Here is a 19,371-nt window from a genome sequence, read left to right as displayed (position 1 = left end):
GACCCCCGAGGGACGCGTCCAGTACCCGCCCCGGATGCCTTGATCGCGGAGTATGCACGGGAATTCCGCAAGGCTTCGTGGAAGAGGGGTCACGGTATGTCCCGGTCCGTTCTGGTCACCGGCGGAAACAAAGGGATAGGACTCGCGATCGCCCGTCGCTTCGCCAAGGCGGGCGACCGGGTCGCGGTCACCTATCGCAGCGACCCGCCCGAGGGCCTGCTCGCCGTACGCTGCGACGTCGCCGACCCCGAGCAGGTCGAGCAGGCCTTCAAGGAGGTCGAGCAGGCGCACGGCCCGGTCCAGATCCTGGTCGCGAACGCGGGCGTGACGCGCGACCAGTTGCTGCTGCGGATGACCGAGGAGGACTTCACCACGGTCGTCGACACGAATCTCACCGGCGTCTTCCGCGTCGTCAAGCGCGCGGCCCGGGGGATGATCCGCGCGCGGGCCGGACGAATCGTGATCATCTCTTCGGCGGTCGCACTTCGTGGGGAGACGGGACAGGCCAACTACGCCGCGTCCAAAGCGGGCCTGATCGGCTTCTCGCGTTCGCTCGCCCGCGAGCTCGGCCCGCGCTCCATCACCGTGAACGTCGTTTCCCCCGGCCTCACCGAAACGGCGATGACAGCCGTTCTCAGTGACGAACTCAAGGAGAAGATGGCCGGCGAGACGCCGCTGCGCCGACTAGCCCAACCCGAGGAGGTCGCCGCCGCGGTCGAGTTTCTGGCCTCCCCGGAGGCGGCCTTCATCACCGGCGCCGTGCTGCCGGTGGACGGCGGCGCGGCGATGGGGCACTAGCCCGGCACTAGCATGCCGGGGTGGCCTACCAGATGGTGATCTTCGACAACGACGGGACGCTCGTCGACAGCGAGACCACGGCGCACCGCGTGCTCTCCGGCTTTCTGACCGAACTGGGCTATCCCACCACGCTGGAGGAGTCCTTCCACTACTTCCTCGGCAACGCGGGACGCAACGTGCACACGGTCGTCGCCGACCGCTACGGCGGCACGCTGCCCGAGGACTTCACCGCGCGCTGCCACGATCGCGTCTTCGCCGCGTTCGACCGGGGCGTCGTGGCCGCGCCGGGGGCGGCCGAGGTGCTGGCCGAGCTGGGACGACGCGAGGTGCGCTACTGCCTCGCGTCCTCCTCCGACCACGCCTGGATCGACCTCACCCTGGACCGCTCCGGCCTGCGCGAGCACCTGCCCGCCTCGGTGGTCTTCAGCGCCGAGGACGTCGCCGGCGTCGGCAAGCCCGCCCCGGACCTCTTCCTGCACGCGGCCCGCGCGATGGGCGTGGCGCCCGCGGACTGCCTCGTCGTCGAGGACAGCCCCAACGGCGTCCTCGCCGCGCGGGCCGCGGGCATGGACGTGCTCGGCTACACCGCGCTCATGCCGGCCGAACGCCTCGCCGCCGTCGGGGCGACCGCGCTGATCGGCACGCTGCGGCAGGTCCTCGACCACGTGGCCTGAGCCGACCCCACGGCAGGCATCCGGCGGCCGACCTCCGGCCCGCCACCGCGGACTGACGCGCCGTAACGGAGGCGGAGCCGACGGCGCGGGCTCCGGGGTGGCGGTCAGGTCAACTCGACCACGCTCCGGCCGCAGCGCAGGAACACCCGGCTCCCCGTCCCGCCCGGCGCGGCCGGGTGCGCGGTGAGCAGCGCGCCCACGCTGCGGTCGGCGTCGGCGGACGTCAGCGTCGTCACCCGCTGTCCGCCCGCCGCGTCCTCCACGACCAGGCGGAGACCGCCCGCCTCGGCCACCCTGCGCACCTGCTTGAGGCCCGCCACCACGCCCACCACCCGGGCCAGCAACTCGCCGACCGTCGTCGTGGCGTGCTCGGCGGCGTCGACGACGGGCAGGCCGGGCGCCTCGGAGAAGCGCCGCGCGGAGAACCGGGCCCGGAAGCCGGCGCGCGCCGCCGCGGCGGCGTCGAGGCCGTGGATCGTGGCCGTCACGTCCGAGGCGAGCAGCGTCTTGACGCCCAGCGGATGGACGGTCCGGTCCGCGACCGCGGCCAGCAGCAGCTCGACCTCAGGCTCCAGCAGTTCCGTGAGCGCGCGCAGGTAGTCCGGCAGCAGCCGGTCCGCGGCGGACATCAGCCTGCCGAAGACGTCGTCGGGACCCGCGCCGAGCGCGACGTAGTTGCCTTGGCTCTTGCTCATCTTCGCTCCGCTGCCGTCGGTGCCCTCGATCAGCCCGGTGGCGACGACGACCTCGGGCTCCTGCCCGGCGTTCTCCATCACCCGCCGGCACATCTGCAGGTTGAGCAACTGGTCCAGGCCGCCGAGTTCGACATCGGCCGCGACCTCGACCGAGTCGAGCGCCATCACGACCGAGTACACCAGCTCCGCCAGCGTCAGCCCGCCGCCCGCGGCCAGGCGCGTGCGGAAGTCCTCGCGCTGCAGCGCCGCCGAGACCGGCAGCCGTTGCAGCACGCCGAGGAACTCCGGGAGCGGCAGCGTCGCCAACCACTCGCTGTTGAACCGGAAGTCGGCCCGGTCGAAGTCGAAGAACGGCGCCACCTGCCGCCGGTAGCCGGCGAGGTTGCGCCGCACGTCCTCCTCCGTGAGGGCCGGCCGGTCCGCGCTGCGCCCGGACGGATCCCCGATCCGCGCGGTCACGTCGCCCACGATGAACACCACCCGGTGGCCCATCCGCTGGAACCGGCTCGCCAGGATCATCGGCACGGCGTGACCGAGATGCACGTCGGCCGCGGTCGGGTCGATGCCGAACTTGACCGTCAGCGGCCGGTTCGCGGCACGGGCGGACTCCAGCAGTTCGGCGAGCCGGCCGGCGCCGGGCAGCAGCCGCACCGCGCGGGCGTGGACGAGCTCGGCCTGGCGGGCGGGGGCGAGGTCGGTCAGGTCCATCGTGCGACGCTCGGCGAGCAGCCGCAGCACCGCGTCGAGCGCCGGGCCCTCCCGTAGGTCCGGCTGGGTTCGCAGCACCGTCAGCAGGGCGTCGGCGGAGGCGTCGAGGGTCGTCGAAGGCGGGGTGTGGGGCATGGCGAGGGGAGTCCCGTCGGGTCGAAGGCGAAGCGGAAGCAGAGGCGGCCGTCCCCCGGAGGAGTCCGGCCGTGCCACGGAGGTCACGCGGGCCCGGCCGCGCGGACTACCGCGGATATCGCTTCGCTGCTGCCTCGGCCATCGACGGGATCATGTCGGGGAGCGTAGCTCCGTGGGCCGCGGCCGGGACACCGAATTAGGGCCTCCGCAGAGCGGCCGGACCCGGCCCGCGGACCGAGGTCATCTAGGGTGGGGCGCATGTTGCACGAGGTGACGGCGGACCGGTACGTGACGCCGCTGCGGGAGGGCGGCTCCCTGCCCGGTCTGGTGGAGACGGGCCGGGGCGGGCTGTGGGTCGCCAAGTTCGTCGGCGCCGCCCAGGGCCGCAAGGCGCTGGTGGCCGAGGTGGTGAGCGGGGAGCTGGCCCGGCGGCTCGGCTTCCGCGTCCCGGAGCTGACCCGGCTGGAGGTCGACCCGCGGATCGCCGTCGGCGAGCCCGACCAGCAGGTGCAGGACCTGGTCAAGGCGTCCGGCGGCACCAACCTCGGCATGGCCTACCTCAGCGGCGCGCTCGGCTTCGACCCGCTCGCCTTTCCGGTGGACCCGGAGCTGGCCGGACGCGTCGTCTGGTTCGACGCCCTCATCGGCAATGTCGACCGCTCCTGGCGCAACCCCAACCTGCTGGTCCACGACGGCGAGCTGTGGCTGATCGACCACGGCGCCAGCCTGATCTTCCATCACAACTGGCCCCGCGCCGCCGCGTCGGCGCGCAAGCCCTTCGACTCCTCCGACCACGTGCTGCTGCGCTTCGCCCCCGACGTCGCGACGGCGGACGCGGAACTCGGCCCTCGGGTGACGGAGGCGCTGCTGCGCGAGGTCCTCGCGCTCGTCCCCGACGTCTGGCTCGCCGACGAGCCCGGCTTCGACGATCCGGACGCGGTGCGCGCCGCGTACGTGGCCCAGCTGGCGGCGCGCGCCGCCGGCCCGAGGGAGTGGGTGTCGCTGTGAGCAGCGTTCCGGCCGCGGAGAAGCTGGTCTACGAGTACGCGCTCGTGCGCGTCGTCCCGCGGGTGGAGCGGGGCGAGCAGATCAACGCGGGCGTGCTGGTCTACAGCCGCCAGGCGGGCGTACTGCGCGCGGCGATCCACCTGGACGAGGCGCGTCTGCTGGCCCTGGACCCCGCGGTCGACCTGCCCGGTGTCCGCGCCGCGCTCCGCGCCGTCGCCGACGTCTGCACCGGCGGCGAGACCGCGGGCCAGGCCCGCGACGAGGAGCCGGGCCGTCGCTTCCGCTGGCTCACCGCGCCGCGCAGCACCGTCGTCCAACCCGGCCCGGTCCACTGCGGGCTCTCCGTCGACCCCTCGGCGGAGGCGGACCGGCTGCTGGACCTGCTCGTGCGCTGAGCCGGCGGAAGCGGCGGCACGGCGGAGGCGACCCCGCCGCGGGGGAGTCGGTTATGTTCGGCGGCATGGAATCCAAGATCACTGATGCTCACCGGGCCCTCGTCCGGCGCGCGTTCGCGGAGCCCGGGGAGTTCGCGACCTCACCGCTGTACCAGGCGTTGAGCCGCACCGTCGCCGCCGACGACGCGCTGCTGGAGCTCGCCGCGGCGGGGCGGCCGGGACAGTACCCGACGTTCCTGTTCTTCGGCGCGGTCCAGCAGGTGCTGCTGACCGGTGCCGGTGACGACCCGCTCGCCGCGTACTACCCGTCGCTGCTCCCCGACGGCGTGGCGGCCCGGCCCGCGGAGGAGGCCGGGCCCGCGCTCGTCGCCTTCTGCGCCCGGCACGCGGACGCACTGCGCGCGGTCATCGGCTCGCGGCTGGTGCAGACGAACCAGGTGCAGCGCTCGCTCGGCCTGCGGTTCGCGCTGGCGGCGATCGCCGACGAGATCGGGGACCGGCCGGTCCACCTGATCGAGGTGGGCGCGAGCGCCGGCCTGAACCTCAGGTTCGACCGGTACGGCTACCGGCTCGGCGGGCGGCGCTTCGGCGAACCGGACTCGCCGGTCCAGCTCGTCGCCGAGCTGCACGGCGACGGTGAGCTGCCGGACCTGGACGCGCTGCCCGCCCTGGCGAGCGTGCGGGGTGTGGACCTGAACCCCGTCGACGTGCTCGACCCCGACGACCGGCAGTGGCTGCGCGCGCTGGTCTGGCCGGAGCACCACGACCAGCGGATCCTGCTCACCGCCGCGCTGGACCTGGTCGCGGGCGACCCGCCGCCGATCGTGCGCGGGGACGCGATCGACGTGCTGCCCGGCCTCGCCGCCGGCCTGCCCGACGGCGAACCGCGCGTCGTCTTCCACTCCGCGACGCGCATGCACGTCCCGGCGGAGCGGCGGGCCGCGTTCGACGGCGCGATCGCCTCGCTGGGTGAGACCGGCCCGCTGTGGTGGCTCTCGGTCGAGGACGTACCCGACCCGGACCCGCGCACCGACCGCTCGCGCGGCGGCGCCGGGCTGCAGCTGCGCGGACCGGACGGCGAGGCGCGCGTCCTGGCCGTCGTCGAGGGCCATCTGCGCTGGGTGGAGACCCTGCCGGGGGTCTGACGGGCGGCCAGCGGGCGCCTGAGAATCGTGCACGGAAAAACCGGTGGCGGTCACCCGGCTTGTCCTTCTACAGTGTACAAGCCTTATACGCCGTACAAGGGGGACCCCGTGACCGCCACCACCGTGCCCGCGACCACACCGGTCGAACGGAGACCGGACCGCTGGCTGATCCTCGCCGTGATCTGTCTCGTCCAGCTCGTCGTGATCCTCGACAACACCGTGCTCAACGTGGCGGTGCCCTCGCTCACGAAGGAGCTCGGAGCCACCACCGCGCAGACGCAGTGGGTCATCGGCGCGTACTCCCTCGCGCAGGCGGGCATGCTGATCGCCGCCGGCGGGCTCGCCGACCGCTACGGGCGCAAGCTCGTCCAGATGCTCGGCCTCGGCCTGTTCGGCGTCGGCTCCCTCGGCGGCGCGCTCTCCTCCACGCCGGGCGAACTGATCGCCGCCCGCTTCGGGATGGGCGTGGGCGGCAGCCTGCTGCTCGCCACCACCATCGCGCTGGTCGTCCGCACCTTCGACGCGGAGGAGCAGCCGAAGGCGCTCGGCGCCGCGATGGGCGTCGGCTCGCTCGGCTTCGCCCTCGGGCCGATCATCGGCGGCGCGCTGCTGGCGCACTTCTGGTGGGGCTCGGTCTTCATCGTCAACCTGCCCGTGTGCGTGCTGGGCCTGCTGGCCGTGGCCAGGTTCGTCCCCGAGTCCAAGGACCCGCAGGGCGAGCGCCCCGACCTGCTCGGCGCGCTGCTGTCGATCGTCGGCCTGGTGGCCGTGGTCTACGCGATCATCCAGGGCCCCGGCTACGGCTGGACCTCGGGCCGCACGCTCGCGCCCGGCGCGATCGGCGTCGTCTTCGTCGTGCTGTTCGTGCTCTGGGAGCGCCGCACCCCGCACCCGCTGCTGGACATGTCGTTCTTCCACAACGCCCGCTTCCGCGGCGCGGTCTCCGGCGGCGTGCTGGTCTCCTTCGGCATGGGCGGCTCCCTCTTCCTGCTCACCCAGCACCTGCAGTTCGTCCTCGGCTACGGCCCGCTGGAGGCCGGCCTGCGCACAGCGCCGATGGCGCTGACGATCGTGCTGCTGAACCTCACCGGTACCGGCATGCGGATCACCTCCAAGCTGCCCGCGCCGGTCGCCATCGCAGGCGGCCTCAGCCTGATGGCCGGCGGCCTCGCCGCGATCGCGGTGCTCGGCCGGCACGGCGACTACCTGGGCATCCTCCTCGGCCTGGTGCTGATGGGCGCGGGCGTCGCCTGCGCGCAGCCCGCCATGGCCGGCTCCGTCATGAGCTCGATCCCGCCGGAGAAGGCCGGCGTCGGCTCGGGCCTGATGGGCACCCTCAGCGAGCTCGGCAACTCCCTGGGCGTCGCCGTCCTCGGCGCCGTGCTGACCGCAGGCTTCGCGGCCTCACTGCCGGCCGGCGTGCCGCAGGACGCCGCGCGCTCCCTGCCCAAGGCGCTGGCCACGGCCGGACCCGGCCGCGCCCACCAGGTCGCGAACGCCTTCGCGGACAGCCTGACCAGCGCTCAGCTGATCGGCGCCGTAGCGGTCCTGGTCGGCGGCCTGCTGGCCGCCTGGCTGATCGGCCGCGCCGTCGCCGGGACGCCCGCGGGCGGCGGCCCCGTCGTCGAGCCCGAGCCCGCCACGGCGGCCTGACCGGCGGGCGACCCAGGTGAGCGCCGACGGGCGGCACTACGATCGCCGCATGGCCCCGCAGAAGTCCTCGCCGCCGAACCCCGCCGCAGCGCCGCAGGTCAGCGTCTGGGTTCGGCCCCCGAAGGAACGCAAGCGGGGCACCGCGCCCGGCGGGCTCTCCCGCCAGCGCATCGTGCAGGCCGCCGTCGAGCTGCTGGACGCCGAGGGCGACCAGGGCTTCTCGATGCGCCGCCTGGCCGCGGAGCTCGGGGTCACCCCCATGTCGGTCTATTGGTATGTCGACAACAAGGGCGAGCTCCTCGAGCTCGCCCTCGACGAGGCCCTCGGCGAGATGCGCATCCCGCCTCTCGCCGAGGACGGCGACTGGCGCGACCACCTGCGCGTCATGGCCCACGAGTACCGCGACTTCTACCGCCGCCACCTCTGGGCCACCCGCGTCGCCGGTGAGGTCCTGCCGCTGGGCCCGAACGCGCTCTTCTTCTCCAGCAGCGCCATCGCCGCCGCCGAGCGCACCGGCCTCCCACCCGAACAGTGCGGCGGCGCGCTCGGCCTGCTCTTCCAGTTCGTCTACGGCTTCGCCACCTCCGAAGCCCAGCAGCTGATCCGTGTCCGCGAATCCGGTCTCACCGAGGAGGCCTACCACGAGGCCGTCATGGGCCTCGCCTCCGACATCGACCCCCGCCACCTCACCAACGCCGAACGCGTCATGCCCCACAAGGAGGGCACAACCCTCTCCACCCAGCGCGACGACACCTTCGCGGCCAGCCTGGAGATCGCCCTGGACGGCATCGAAGCCCGCGTCCGGCGGGTGCGCGCCGTCTGAGGAGTGCGTCGTGTGAGGTGTCAGCCGCCCTTGAGCTTCGGCGCGGTCGCGGGCAGCTCCGTCGGCAGGTCAGGACCGGGCAGGCGACGACAGTACGGGGTCGCAGGACGGCTTTGGCTCCGAGAGCGGCGCGCCGGCCATCGACCTGAATGCGGCGCGTGTCCGCACGCTCGACGACATCGAACACGGCGAGCCCGCTCGCCCCGACGGGGACCCGATACGGTTCGCCACCACGACCGGCTCCGGCAGCATGAGCTCCCGCCGGAGGCTGAACAGCCCGGACCGCCGCCGCCGTGAGGGCCAGCACCGCCCTGCCTGTGGCCCGCTTGCCCTGCCAGTCTTGCTCACAGGTCGTCAGCTCGACTGTTGGAGGGAGCCTTCCGAACCGCGAGTGGATTCGGGAACCATGGAGGTGTGATCGGAGTGCTCCATACATTGGATATTCCATGCCAGTTGGGATCTTGGGAGTTCGCGTGCAGCCTGGAGACGTTCTTGCCGACAGGTACGAGCTGGGGGCGCACCTGGGCAAGGGCGGCATGGGAGAGGTCTGGCAGTCCAACGACCTGACGCTTCGCCGCGCGGTCGCGGTGAAAGTCCTGCTTGAGTCCGGCATCGATCAGGAGATGATGGAGCGGTTCCGGCGTGAGGCCCGGGTCGGTGCGCGCTTGCAGCACCCTGGGATCACCGTCGTGCACGATTTCGGGCAGTACGAGGGCCAGCACTTCATGGTGATGGAACTGCTCGAAGGCACCGACCTGGCGCGCCACCTCAAGCGGCACCGCGAAGGGCTCCCGGCAGACAAGGTCAAAGGCCTGCCCGTAGCCGAAGCTCTCGACCTGGTCGGGCAGGCTGCCGAGGCGCTGGCTGCGGCCCACGAGCAGCAGGTAGTGCACCGCGACCTCAAGCCCGCGAACCTGTTCCTGCTCCGCACTGGGCGGATCAAGATCTGCGACTTCGGCGTCGCTCGCACTGTCCAGGCCACCGGGCCTCTGACCGCTTCCGGTGCTTTGATCGGTACTCCGCCCTTCATGGCTCCCGAGCAATGGCGCGGCAGCAAAGACGTCGGCAGGCCCACGGACATCTACGCTCTCGGCTGCGTCCTGTACGCCCTGCTCACCGGCAACCCACCGTTCCTGCCTGAGAAGGAGTCATTGCCCGCCCTTATGGTGGCCCATCTGGAGGAGACACCACCGCCACTGCGATCTGTCCGAGACGACGTTCCTCCGCACGTCGAGCAACTCGTTGCAGCCATGCTCGCCAAAGAACCGGCAATGCGGCCCGACGCCGAAACCGTCGCGGAGCGACTGCACTCCCCTGTCACCGTTGCACCGCCCGTCAAGACGCCACCCCCAAGCCACCCCGTGAACAAGTCACAGGAGCCGCAGCCTCCTGGGAGTGGCGGTTCCTTCGAGCTGGCCTGGACCGGAAGGGAGCCCCTGCACGGCTTCGCGGAGGAGGTACCCGCGGGCACTTCGTCAGACGTGGCAGAGTTGATTCCCGCTCTCTGGCTGATATCCCTTGGACTCGTCATTGTCGGCGTGGTTGAACTGCTCTCCAACGCCCTTCCCGAAATTAGTACCTCCCATTCGCAACTCGGCCTAGGCCTCCTGGGAGGGGGCGGCCTTTTCGCCGTTCTTGCGATCTGCTGCCACTTGGCAGCCGTCTACAGCCGGCGACTGGGCCAAGTGCCCTCAGCACGACCGGGCTGGGCCCTGTATGTAGGCCCGGACTACATCATGACCACCAGCTCAACCGGACGCCGCGAGTTCACCTGGGACAACATCAAGGAGGTCACTATCCGAGACCTCCAAGACGCAGTCCCGTACCGGTTCACCGCACTGTTCGTGAAGCCGGTGAGAAGAGACTCGGCGGTCACTCAAGCGCCCGCTGGATGGCCAGTTCCGAAGGTCTGGCGCGCCAACGACATCGGACACCCGGTGTGTGTCCTCGGACCGATGACACACGAACAACGAACGCAGCTCTCACAAGCCCTCGCCAACCACGGGGGAGCCCGCTGGTCCAGAGACTGAATTCCACGATCCGCAGCACGGCGTTGCTTGGTGGCAATCGCCCCACCCCGCCTTGACGCCCCCTTCCGCGGGCGGGGGTGCGTTCCTCGGGTTCGGGTTCGGTGGCGGGCGGACCCGGCCCGTGCCCGTCTGGATTACTCGCACGGGCTCGGCGCTTTTTGCTGCTCCGCCCCTCTCCTGCTGTCGTGCCGGCGCCTGCTGCTGCCCCGCAGGGCTGCCCGGCCATGCCGCGCCCTGGCACCCGCCGCCTGCCCGGCCAGCGTCTGCCGCCCCGGGTGGGTCTTGGGTACTGATCGTGCGATAGCTGGGCCTGTGCCGGTCGGGCCGGGTCCAGCGCTCTGGCGCGCTCCGCATGCCTGGCCGCGGCCTCGCAGCTCGATGGCTCCCCGGTCCAGGCTCTTCAGCCCAGGTCCCTCCGAGCGGCCGTCTCCGGTCGCCCCGCGGGACGACGCCCGCCCTGGCTGTGGTGGTGCCGGGCCAGCCTGCTGGCCCGGCTCGTTCTGGTGGGGTGCTCGTCTGTGTCGGGGGCTGGCCTGGTCGGGTGTGGGGTTGTGGCAGCCGCGGCCGCGCCAGCCACAACCATCGCCCCGTCCCGGCGGCTGCCTGGGCTCCTGTGCGGGCGGCCGCGGGTGCGGAGCGTGTGCCTGCCGGCGGCCGGGCCACCGCGTCCGCCGGCGCCTGTGGCTGCGCCTGAGCGTGGTCGGAACTCGGTCGGCACGCCGCGCCCGACGGAGTCCGCCGGTCACACACAGCGCGAGGGCGGCGTCGGCGCGGCCGCAGGCCCGCAGCACACGGGATGTCCGGGCCGGTGCCGGTGATGGATCCGAGGGCTGGCACCGTCTCGTCCCCGCATTGCGTCGGCATGCCGGCCAGGCTGATTCCGACGGTCACGTCGGGATTCGTCGTGGCCGGAGGCCATCCCTTGGCGGAGCCCCGGTGAGCTGCACGTTAGAATTGCCCAGCGTGAGCGCCAAGCCCTTCATCCCCGATGTCCTGGCCGCCCGCTACGCCTCCGGCGAGCTGGCGCGGCTGTGGTCCCCCGAGCACAAGGTCGTCCTCGAACGGCAGCTGTGGCTCGCCGTTCTGAAGGCTCAGGCCGACCTGGGGATCGAGGTGCCCGCGGGCGCCGTCGCCGACTACGAGCGGGTGGTCGACAACGTCGACCTCGCCTCGATCGCTGAGCGTGAGCGGGTCACCCGCCATGACGTGAAGGCCCGGATCGAGGAGTTCAACGCCCTCGCCGGCCACGAGCAGGTCCACAAGGGCATGACGTCCCGCGACCTGACCGAGAACGTCGAGCAGCTGCAGCTCAAGCAGTCCCTGGAGCACGTCCGCGACCGCACGGTCGCGCTGCTGGCCCGCCTCGCCCAGCTTGCCGCCGAGCACGGCGAGCTCGTGATGGCCGGCCGGTCCCACAACGTGGCCGCGCAGGCGACGACGCTGGGCAAGCGGTTCGCCACCGCAGCCGACGAGCTGCTGGTCGCCTTCACCCGGCTGGAGGAGCTGATCGCCCGTTACCCGCTGCGCGGGATCAAGGGCCCGGTCGGCACCAGCCAGGACATGCTGGACCTGCTCGGCGGCGACGCCGCCAAGCTCGCCGACCTGGAGCAGCGCGTCGCCGGTCACCTCGGCTTCCAGCACGGCTTCACCAGCGTCGGCCAGGTCTACCCGCGCTCGCTCGACTACGACGTGCTGACCGCCCTGGTCCAGCTGGCCGGCGCGCCCGGCTCCCTCGCCAAGACGATCCGGCTGATGGCCGGCATCGAGCTGGTGACGGAGGGCTTCAAGGAGGGCCAGGTCGGCTCCTCCGCGATGCCCCACAAGATGAACACCCGCTCCTGCGAGCGCGTCAACGGCCTCGCGGTGATCCTGCGCGGCTACGCCTCCATGGTCTCCGAGCTCTCCGGCGACCAGTGGAACGAGGGCGACGTCTCCTGCTCTGTCGTGCGCCGCGTCGCGCTGCCGGACGCGTTCTTCGCCTTCGACGGGCTGGTCGAGACCTTCCTGACCGTGCTCGACGAGTTCGGCGCCTTCCCGGCCGTCATCGCCGCCGAGCTGGACCGCTACCTGCCGTTCCTCGGCACCACCAAGGTGCTGATGGCCGCGGTGCGCGCCGGTGTCGGCCGCGAGACCGCGCACGAGGCGATCAAGGAGCACGCGGTCGGCTCCGCGCTGGCCATGCGTCAGGGCGTGCGCGAGAACCAGCTGCTCGACCGCCTCGCGGCGGACGAGCGCATCCCGCTGGACCGTGACGCGCTGGACGCGCTGCTCGCCGACAAGCTCTCCTTCACCGGCGCCGCCGCCGCGCAGGTCGGCGAGGTCGTCGCGCGCGTGGAGGAGGTCACCGCGCGCTACCCGGAGGCGGCCAAGTACCGTCCGGGCGCCATCCTCTGAGCCCGGACATCCGCTCCGCACGAAGCGAAGGCCGCCGACCCCTCCGGTCGGCGGCCTTCGCCGTCCGCGGTGACGCGCGCGGCGTCAGACCATGACGTGCTTCGCCTGCGTGTACTCCAGCAGTCCCGTCATCGACAGGTCGCTGCCGTAGCCGGACTGGCCGCGACCGCCGTGCGGCATCTCGGAGACCGTGGTGCCGTGGGTGTTGACCCAGACGATGCCGGTCCGCAGCGCGCGCGTCGCCCGCATGGCCCGGTCGACGTCGCGGGTCCAGACGCTCGCGGCCAGGCCGAAGCGGACGCCGTTCGCCAGGCGCAGCGCCTCCGCCTCGTCCGCGAAGGGCTGGACGGTGACGACCGGGCCGAAGACCTCCTCCTGGACGATCTCGTCCTCCTGGCGGACCGAGGCGACCACGGTCGGCTCGTGGAAGTACCCCGCTCCGGCCATCGCGCTCCCGCCCGTCACGAGCCGCGCGTGGGCCGGGAGGCGGTCCAGCAGGCCCTGGACCCGGGCCAGTTGGGCGGAGCTGTTCAATGGGCCGAAGGCGGCGTCGGGTTCGTCGGGCGCACCTGGACGCAGCTTGGCCGCGTGGTCGGCGAAGGCGGCGAGGAAGGCGTCGTGGACGCCCTGGTGCACCAGCAGACGCGTGGCGGCGGTGCAGTCCTGGCCGGCGTTGTAGAAGGCGACCTCCGCCAGCGCCGCAGCCGTCGCCTCGACGTCCACGTCGTCGTGGACCAGGACCGGTGCGTTGCCGCCGAGTTCGAGGTGCAGGCGCTTGAGGTCGGCGGCGCAGGCCGCCGCGATCTCGCGTCCAGCCCGGACGCTGCCGGTGACCGCGACCAGCGCGGGCGCCGGGTGGGCGACCAGCGCCGCGCCCGTGGTCCGGTCGCCGCAGACGACGTTGAGCACCCCCGGCGGCAGCTGCTCGGCCGCGAGCCGGGCGAGCAGCACCGTGGACGACGGGGTGGTGTCGGCCGGCTTGAGGACGACGGTGTTGCCCGCCGCCAGCGCCGGCGCGAGTTTCCACACCGCCATCATCAGCGGGTAGTTCCACGGCGTGATCTGCGCGCAGACGCCGAGCGGTTCGCGGCGCAGCAGCGAGGTGCGGTCCTCGGTGTACTCGGCCGCCACGCTGCCCGGCAGCGCGCGGGCCGCGCCCGCGAAGAACCGCAAGGTGTCGATGACGGCGAGCAGTTCGTCGGTGAGGAAGGCGAGGCGCGGCTTGCCCGTGTCGGCGGTCTCGGCCTCGGCGAACGCGTCGGCGTGACGCTCCACGGTGTCGGCGAGGCGCAGCAGCGCGCGCTGCCGCTCGGCGGGAGTGGTGCGCGACCAGCGCTCGAACGCCGCCTCGGCGGCGACACAGGCCGCGGCGACGTCCGCCGCGTCGGAGCAGGCGGCGCGGGCGTGGGGGCGTCCGGTGGCCGGATCGAGCAGGAGGGTCTCCCGGCCCGAGGTCGCGGGACGGTCGTGGCCGCCGATGTGGTTGCGTACGAGGGGAAGTGATGACGAGTCAGCCACGGCGCAGGGCCTCCTCGGCGGCGACGCGGCCGGTGCGGACCGCGCCCTCCATGTAGCCGGCCACCCACTGGTCGGAGCCGCAGACGTAGAACGGCGGCTCGTGGGTGCCGTGGAGCGGACCGACCCGCCGCACGTCGCCCGGCACCCACTGGGTGACGTAGCCCTGCGTCCAGGGGTCCGTACCCCACAGGCGCAGCCACGCCGAGAGCGGCTCCTCGGCCTCGGGGCCGTACAACTCGCCGATCTGCGCGAGCAGTTCGCGCTCGCGCAGCTGGGCGGGCACGCCGAGCAGCACGCCGAGGCGTTCCGGTGGGACGAGCGCGGAGAGCACGGCGGTGCTCTGCGGCCAGGTGCTGCCCAGCACCCCCTCGCACTCCGAGAGCCCGCTGAACCCGCGGTCTCGCCAGAATGGTTGACGGTAGGCGGCCACGAACTTCGCCGCCAACGCGTGGCGTTGCGCGTGCAGGGACGCCAACCGCGCGTCGGAGACGCCCGTGACGACGACGTCCCGCAGCGGCCCGATCGGGAGCGCGCTGACCACCGCCGACGCCGTCAGGGTCTCGCCGCCGCGCAGGCGCACCGTGCAGCGTTCGGGCCGCACGTCGAGCGCGGTCACCGGCGCGCCCAGCCGGATCCGGGGGCCGAGCTCCTCGGCCATCCGCAGCGCCACCGTCGCTGAGCCCTCGGCGACGCGCAGACCCTCCCAGTCCTCGTAGTCGTAGTGGCCCGCGCTCGGCACGGCGGCCTGCTTGCGCAAGGCGGCCAGCAGCGAGGTGCGCTCGACCGAGCCGTCGGCGAGTCCGAGCGCCCCGATCTCCCACAGTCGCACCACGGCGCCGGGCGCCTTGCGGGAGCGCAGCCAGGCCCCGACCGACAGGTCGTCGAGCGCCGCCGCGTCGGGGTGCGACCACGGGTCGTCCGGGTCGACCGTCCCCGCCAGGGAGACGAACTCGGCGGTGACCTCCCGGTGTTCGGTCTCGTCGTCGGGGCCGAACCAGTGCGGGGGATCGCCCGCGGACACCCCCTCGGGCGTGGCGCGGGCGATCAGCCCCGGTTCGGCGACGTAGCTGGGGATCAGCGTCAGGCCCAGCTCGGCGACCAGGCCGAGGTAGGCGGTGTGGGCGCGGCCGACGACCTCCCCGCCGAGCTGGACGAGACGCCCGTCGGGCAGTTGCTGCTGTTCGACCCGGCCGCCGACGCGGTCGCGGGCCTCGACGACGAGGACGTCGACGCCGGCGGCGGCGAGATCGCGGGCGGCGCTGAGGCCCGCCAGGCCGGCGCCGAGCACGATGACGTCGTGGTTCATGTGGTTGCCTCCCCTTGGTGGCCCGGCGGCGTCAGTGGCTCAGGACCAGGCAGTGCTCGGGGTCGTAGCCGAGCTCGACGGTCTCGCCGCCCGCCCAGCGGTCCTCCATCCGCGCACGGGCGGTGTTCTGTTCCAGCGCAGCGACGGTGACGCCTGGGGCGAGCTCGATCAGGTAGGTCGTGGTGGGCCCGGAGTAGACCGTTTCCCGGATGACGCCGTTGACGACGGGCATGCCGGGCTCGAAGTCGGAGAGCCAGATCTTCTCGGGCCGGATCGACACGTCGACTTGGCTGCCTTCGCCGATCTCCGGCCGTCGGCCCACGGGCAGCGCCGGGCCGCCCTCGAGCTGCACCGTGCCGTCGCGGTAGACGCCGCCGACGAGGTTGGAGGTGCCCATGAACGCGGCCACGAACCGGCTCTCGGGTCGCTCGTAGACGTCCTCCGGGGTGCCGCACTGCTCCACCCGGCCGCCGTTCATCACGGCGACGCGGTCGGACATGGTGAGCGCCTCGTCCTGGTCGTGGGTGACGAAGACGAAGGTGATGCCGACCTCCCGCTGGATCTGCTTGAGCTCGACCTGCATCTGCCGACGCAGCTTCAGGTCGAGCGCGGCCAACGGCTCGTCCAGCAGCAGCACGGCGGGCCGGTTGACCAACGCCCGCGCCAGCGCGACACGCTGGCGCTGGCCTCCGGAGAGCGTCCGCGGCTTGCGCTCGGCCATGCCGCCCAGCTGCACCAGGTCGATCATCGCGCCGACCCGCTCGCGGATCTCCGGCTTCGGGACGCCCTTGCGCTTGAGGCCGAAGCCGATGTTGTCGGCGACGCTGAGATGGTCGAAGAGCGCGTAGCTCTGGAAGACGGTGTTGACGTTGCGCTTGTTCGGCGGCAGTGCGGTGACGTCCTCGCCGGAGAGCAGCACGGCGCCCTCGGTCGGGTCGGCGAAGCCGCCGATCATGCGCAGCGTGGTCGTCTTGCCGCAGCCGGAGGGGCCGAGCAGGGAGAAGAACTCGCCGGCGGCGATGTCCAGCTCGAGGTCCCGCACCGCGTGGGAGCCGTTGAACTCCTTGCTGACGTGGTCGAGTCGGACGGCGGGGGTCGCAGCGGTCGGCGTCATGGGTGTCACTCCCCGGAGATGAGGTCGAGGCCGCCGCGGCGGCCGAAGAGGCGCGGGATGGCCAGGGCGAGGCCGATGAGGGTGATCGAGCCGGCGAGCATCAGGGTTCCGACCGCGTTGATCGTCGGCTCGACGCCGAAGCGGATCGCGGAGTAGATGCGCACGGCGAGCGGCTGGGGGTCGACGCCGGTGGTGAAGTAGGCGAGCACGAAGTCGTCGAAGACGAGCGCGAAGATCAGCACGGCGCTGGCGAGGATCGCGGGCAGCAGCGCGGGCAGGGTGACCAGGCGCAGCGCCTGCCAGCGCGTCGCGCCGAGGTCCATCGCCGCCTCCTCGACCTCCGGGTTCAGCGCGGCGACGCGGGAGCGCAGGATGACGGTGACGTAGGAGATGGAGAAGGTGATCTCGGCGATCATCACCGTGCCGCTGTCGAGGGTGACGCCGAGGCCCTTGAAGAGCAGCAGCGAGGCGACGCCGGTGACGATCTCGGGGGTGATCAGCGGGACCATCATGATCAGCCCGGCGTAGCCGCCGAGCCGGCCCTTGTGGCGCACCAGGCCGAGTGCGAGGGCCACGCCCAGCACGACCGAGCCGATCATGGCGACGAGCGAGACCTCGAGGCTCATCCCGAGCGAGCCGAGCAGCACGTTGTCGTGGAAGAACGCCTCGTACCAGCGCAGTGAGAAGCCCTTGAAGATGGTCAGCGACTTCTGTGCGTTGAAGGAGAAGAGCACGACCATGGCGATCGGCAGGTAGAGCAGGACGAAGAAGACGACTGTGACGGCGATCGCGAACACCGGCTTGCGGCGCGGGCCACGGCGTCTGCGGGCGCGCGGGGGGAGGGAGGCCGGCAGGTTCATCGGGTGGCCTCCGCCTCGTCCTTGCGGGCGCGCCGCAGGTAGCCGAACATCGCGATCAGCAGCACGGCCATCAGCGCCATCGTCAGCGCGGAGCCGAGGGGCCAGTCCTGGCCCTCGAAGAACTTGTCCTGGATCAGGTTGCCGATCATGATCTGGTTCGGTCCGCCCATGAACTGCGCGCTGACGAAGTCGCCCATGGCCGGGAGGAAGACCAGCACCACGCCGGCCCCGGCGCCCTGCCGGGTGGCGGGGACGGTGACGAACCAGAAGGTGCGCAGGGGCCCGCCGTACAGGTCGCGTCCTGCCTCGATCAGCGAGGTGTCCATGCGTTCCATGGCGGCGTAGAGCGGGATGATCATGAAGACCACGAAGCCGTAGACCAGGCCGGCGATGACGCCGAAGCCGGTGTTGAGGATCTTCGTGTGTGCGTCCGCGAGCCCGACCGCCCGCAGCAGCCGCAGCACCGGCCCGTCGTCGGAGAGCAGCACGGACCACCCGTACATTCGCACCAGGTAGTTGGCGAAGAAGGGCACCACGATCGCGGCGATCAGCGCGTTCTTGAAGCGGCCCGCGTGCAGCGCCACCGCGTAGGCGACGGGATAGGCGATCAGCAGGCAGATCACCGAGGTGAGCAGCGCGAAGCCGAGCGAGCGGAGCATGACGTCGCGGTAGGCGGGGTCGGTGAGCGCCTGGAGGTTGCCGAGGTTGGTGCCGAACCGCGGGTCGCCGAGCTGGTCGGTGGTGCCGAAGGAGATCGCCGCGACCAGCAGCAGCGAGGCGATGAAGAAGACCGACATCCAGACGGTGCCGGGCAGGGTGAGCCAGGTCCAGATCCGCGCCCCGGCGGCGGACGGTCTGGGCCGCCGGTCCCGCCGGGCGGTTCTGCCTCCGCGCGGGGCCTCGGTGCGGACGGGTGTGCGCAGTGCCATCTCAGCCCGCCTTCACGTCGGTCCAGGCCGTGTCGCGCGCCTGGGCGCCGGCGCCGGACGGATTGCGGAAGTAGAGCGAGGGCTTGAGGTCGCCGGGCTCGATCATGCACTGCGGCAGCTGTTTGACCAGGGCCGCGTACGTCGACTCCGTGCCGTGGACCGGCATCGGGTAGCCGAGGTACTGGATGGTCTTGATGGCGTTCTCGGGTCGCAGCAGATAGTCGATGAACAGCATCGCGGTGCCCGGATGCTCGGCGTTGGCGGGTATCGCGAAGCAGTCGGAGTTGATCGGCGATCCCTCCTTGGCGACCTCGAAGCCGTACAGGGTCGCGTCCTTGGCCTGGTTGAGCACGCTGACCATGTCGCCGCTCCATGCCTGGGTCATGGTGGCGGTGCCGTTCAGCAGGTTGTTGTAGTCGTCGCTGGAGAAGCCGCGCAGGTTCGGACGGAGGGTGTGCAGCAGTGCGGTCATCCGGTCCAGGTCGCCCTGCGCGGTGGTGTTCGGGTCCAGGCCGAGCTTGAAGGCCGCCATACCGAGCACCTCGTCCTCGTCGTCGAGGAGGAAGGTGGTGCCGCTGGACTGCGCGTCCCACAGGTCCTGCCAGGAGCCGGTCAGGTTCCCGAGCTTGTCGCGGCGCCAGCCGATGCCCGTCTTGTACATCGTGAACGGCACGGTGTGCGCGGACTTCGGGTCGTACCAGGGGTCGTCGAAGTAGGAGTAGCTGCCGAAGACCAGCTCGGCGTTGCGCAGCTTCGCGTGGTCGATCGTGTGCAGGCGTCCCGCCTGGGCAAGGCGCTGGGCGTACTTGGCCGAGGGGAAGATGATGTCGTACTTGTTCCCGGCGTCCAGCTTGGCGACCATGCTCGGCATCGAGTCGAAGTTGGACTGGATGATCTTGACGCCGTACTCCTTCTGGAAGCCGGCGAAGACGGAGGGGTCGATGTAGTCGGCCCAGTTGAAGTAGACCAGCGGGCCGTCGACCTTCATGTCGATTGGCTTGTCGGTCTGGGCCGCGGCCACGGTCGTGGGCTGGCTGAAGCCGCAGCCGGCGAGGCCGAGGCCGAGCGCGCCGAGACCGCCGGCGCGGAGCAGGGATCTGCGGGAGAGCTGGGGGAGTTGGTCGGGCATCTGCGTCCTCCGGGTGGGTGGACCGGCGGGGGCGAGCCGGTCCACCCACCCGGAGGA

At 72.0% G+C, this 19,371-nt stretch carries 16 protein-coding genes; 9 read left to right on the top strand and 7 right to left on the bottom strand.

The features are described from left to right. Nucleotides 1–96: 96 nt before the first annotated feature. A complete protein-coding gene (locus DN069_RS08825) occupies nucleotides 97–798 on the top strand; it encodes a beta-ketoacyl-ACP reductase (RefSeq protein ID WP_111500312.1) in 702 nt (233 codons plus the stop codon). A gap of 20 nt (nucleotides 799–818) precedes the next feature. Further along, nucleotides 819–1,472 (top strand): HAD family hydrolase, encoded by a 654-nt coding sequence (locus DN069_RS08820; protein WP_111500311.1) that lies wholly within the window; start codon nucleotides 819–821, stop codon nucleotides 1,470–1,472. Between the two features lie 104 nt (nucleotides 1,473–1,576). Here the strand turns inward: DN069_RS08820 and tyrS are convergent, their stop codons facing one another. Further along, nucleotides 1,577–3,010, bottom strand: coding sequence for a tyrosine--tRNA ligase (gene tyrS / locus DN069_RS08815; protein WP_111500310.1), 1,434 nt, complete (start codon nucleotides 3,008–3,010; stop codon nucleotides 1,577–1,579). A 258-nt stretch (nucleotides 3,011–3,268) separates the two neighbouring features. On the opposite strand from tyrS, the gene DN069_RS08810 reads away from it, so the two are divergent. The 7 genes from DN069_RS08810 to purB all read left to right on the top strand — a co-directional run bounded on the left by DN069_RS08810 (nucleotide 3,269) and on the right by purB (nucleotide 12,458). Continuing rightward, nucleotides 3,269–4,018 carry a HipA family kinase gene (locus tag DN069_RS08810; protein WP_111500309.1) on the top strand — a complete coding sequence of 250 codons (750 nt, stop codon included), beginning with the start codon at nucleotides 3,269–3,271 and terminating at the stop codon, nucleotides 4,016–4,018. After that, nucleotides 4,015–4,413 (top strand): DUF3037 domain-containing protein, encoded by a 399-nt coding sequence (locus tag DN069_RS08805; protein WP_111500308.1) that lies wholly within the window; start codon nucleotides 4,015–4,017, stop codon nucleotides 4,411–4,413. Before DN069_RS08810 ends, DN069_RS08805 begins: the two co-directional genes overlap by 4 nt. A 65-nt stretch (nucleotides 4,414–4,478) precedes the next feature. Beyond that, nucleotides 4,479–5,558, top strand: coding sequence for a DUF2332 domain-containing protein (locus DN069_RS08800; protein WP_165845430.1), 1,080 nt, complete (start codon nucleotides 4,479–4,481; stop codon nucleotides 5,556–5,558). Nucleotides 5,559–5,666: 108 nt separating this feature from the next. After that, nucleotides 5,667–7,211 (top strand): MFS transporter, encoded by a 1,545-nt coding sequence (locus tag DN069_RS08795; RefSeq protein WP_111500306.1) that lies wholly within the window; start codon nucleotides 5,667–5,669, stop codon nucleotides 7,209–7,211. A 49-nt stretch (nucleotides 7,212–7,260) separates the two neighbouring features. Beyond that, nucleotides 7,261–8,034, top strand: coding sequence for a TetR/AcrR family transcriptional regulator (locus DN069_RS08790; protein ID WP_111500305.1), 774 nt, complete (start codon nucleotides 7,261–7,263; stop codon nucleotides 8,032–8,034). A gap of 473 nt (nucleotides 8,035–8,507) precedes the next feature. Beyond that, on the top strand, nucleotides 8,508–10,064 hold the full coding sequence (locus tag DN069_RS08785; protein WP_165845429.1) for a serine/threonine-protein kinase: 1,557 nt from the start codon (nucleotides 8,508–8,510) through the stop codon (nucleotides 10,062–10,064). 954 nt (nucleotides 10,065–11,018) lie between these two features. Next, nucleotides 11,019–12,458, top strand: coding sequence for an adenylosuccinate lyase (gene purB / locus DN069_RS08780; protein ID WP_111500303.1), 1,440 nt, complete (start codon nucleotides 11,019–11,021; stop codon nucleotides 12,456–12,458). A gap of 84 nt (nucleotides 12,459–12,542) precedes the next feature. Here purB and DN069_RS08775 read toward each other — a convergent pair whose 3' ends face one another. The 6 genes from DN069_RS08775 to DN069_RS08750 form a co-directional block, all read right to left on the bottom strand. Further along, entirely contained in the window at nucleotides 12,543–13,976 is a 1,434-nt protein-coding gene (locus DN069_RS08775; RefSeq protein WP_111500302.1) for an aminobutyraldehyde dehydrogenase, read from the bottom strand. Beyond that, the gene (locus DN069_RS08770; RefSeq protein WP_111500301.1) at nucleotides 13,969–15,282 is read right to left on the bottom strand and encodes a flavin monoamine oxidase family protein; all 1,314 of its coding nucleotides are present in this window, start codon (nucleotides 15,280–15,282) and stop codon (nucleotides 13,969–13,971) included. Before DN069_RS08770 ends, DN069_RS08775 begins: the two co-directional genes overlap by 8 nt. Nucleotides 15,283–15,313: 31 nt before the next feature. Further along, a complete protein-coding gene (locus tag DN069_RS08765; RefSeq protein ID WP_111500300.1) occupies nucleotides 15,314–16,396 on the bottom strand; it encodes an ABC transporter ATP-binding protein in 1,083 nt (360 codons plus the stop codon). Nucleotides 16,397–16,401: 5 nt separating this feature from the next. Then, nucleotides 16,402–17,256, bottom strand: a complete 855-nt coding sequence (locus DN069_RS08760; protein WP_111500299.1) for an ABC transporter permease — start codon at nucleotides 17,254–17,256, stop codon at nucleotides 16,402–16,404. Then, nucleotides 17,253–18,185 (bottom strand): ABC transporter permease, encoded by a 933-nt coding sequence (locus tag DN069_RS08755; protein WP_111500298.1) that lies wholly within the window; start codon nucleotides 18,183–18,185, stop codon nucleotides 17,253–17,255. The genes DN069_RS08760 and DN069_RS08755 overlap by 4 nt, the downstream gene beginning before the upstream one ends. A gap of 1 nt (nucleotide 18,186) precedes the next feature. Continuing rightward, a partial coding sequence (locus DN069_RS08750) for a polyamine ABC transporter substrate-binding protein (RefSeq protein WP_341538454.1) occupies nucleotides 18,187–19,371 on the bottom strand: 1,185 nt, incomplete at its 5' end.

It is taken from the genome of Streptacidiphilus pinicola, assembly GCF_003258295.1.
Lineage (GTDB): Bacteria > Actinomycetota > Actinomycetes > Streptomycetales > Streptomycetaceae > Streptacidiphilus > Streptacidiphilus pinicola.
This window is presented reverse-complemented; position numbering and strand designations above follow the sequence as displayed.

Excerpts from the sequence above, each read along its gene's own strand:
- DN069_RS08825 (WP_111500312.1), top strand. The coding sequence starts at position 97 with ATGTCCCGGTCCGTTCTGGTCACCGGCGGAAACAAAGGGATAGGACTC.
- tyrS (WP_111500310.1), bottom strand. The coding sequence starts at position 3,010 with ATGCCCCACACCCCGCCTTCGACGACCCTCGACGCCTCCGCCGACGCC.
- DN069_RS08810 (WP_111500309.1), top strand. The coding sequence starts at position 3,269 with ATGTTGCACGAGGTGACGGCGGACCGGTACGTGACGCCGCTGCGGGAG.
- DN069_RS08800 (WP_165845430.1), top strand. The coding sequence starts at position 4,479 with ATGGAATCCAAGATCACTGATGCTCACCGGGCCCTCGTCCGGCGCGCG.
- DN069_RS08790 (WP_111500305.1), top strand. The coding sequence starts at position 7,261 with ATGGCCCCGCAGAAGTCCTCGCCGCCGAACCCCGCCGCAGCGCCGCAG.
- DN069_RS08770 (WP_111500301.1), bottom strand. The coding sequence starts at position 15,282 with ATGAACCACGACGTCATCGTGCTCGGCGCCGGCCTGGCGGGCCTCAGC.
- DN069_RS08765 (WP_111500300.1), bottom strand. The coding sequence starts at position 16,396 with ATGACGCCGACCGCTGCGACCCCCGCCGTCCGACTCGACCACGTCAGC.
- DN069_RS08760 (WP_111500299.1), bottom strand. The coding sequence starts at position 17,256 with ATGAACCTGCCGGCCTCCCTCCCCCCGCGCGCCCGCAGACGCCGTGGC.
- DN069_RS08755 (WP_111500298.1), bottom strand. The coding sequence starts at position 18,185 with ATGGCACTGCGCACACCCGTCCGCACCGAGGCCCCGCGCGGAGGCAGA.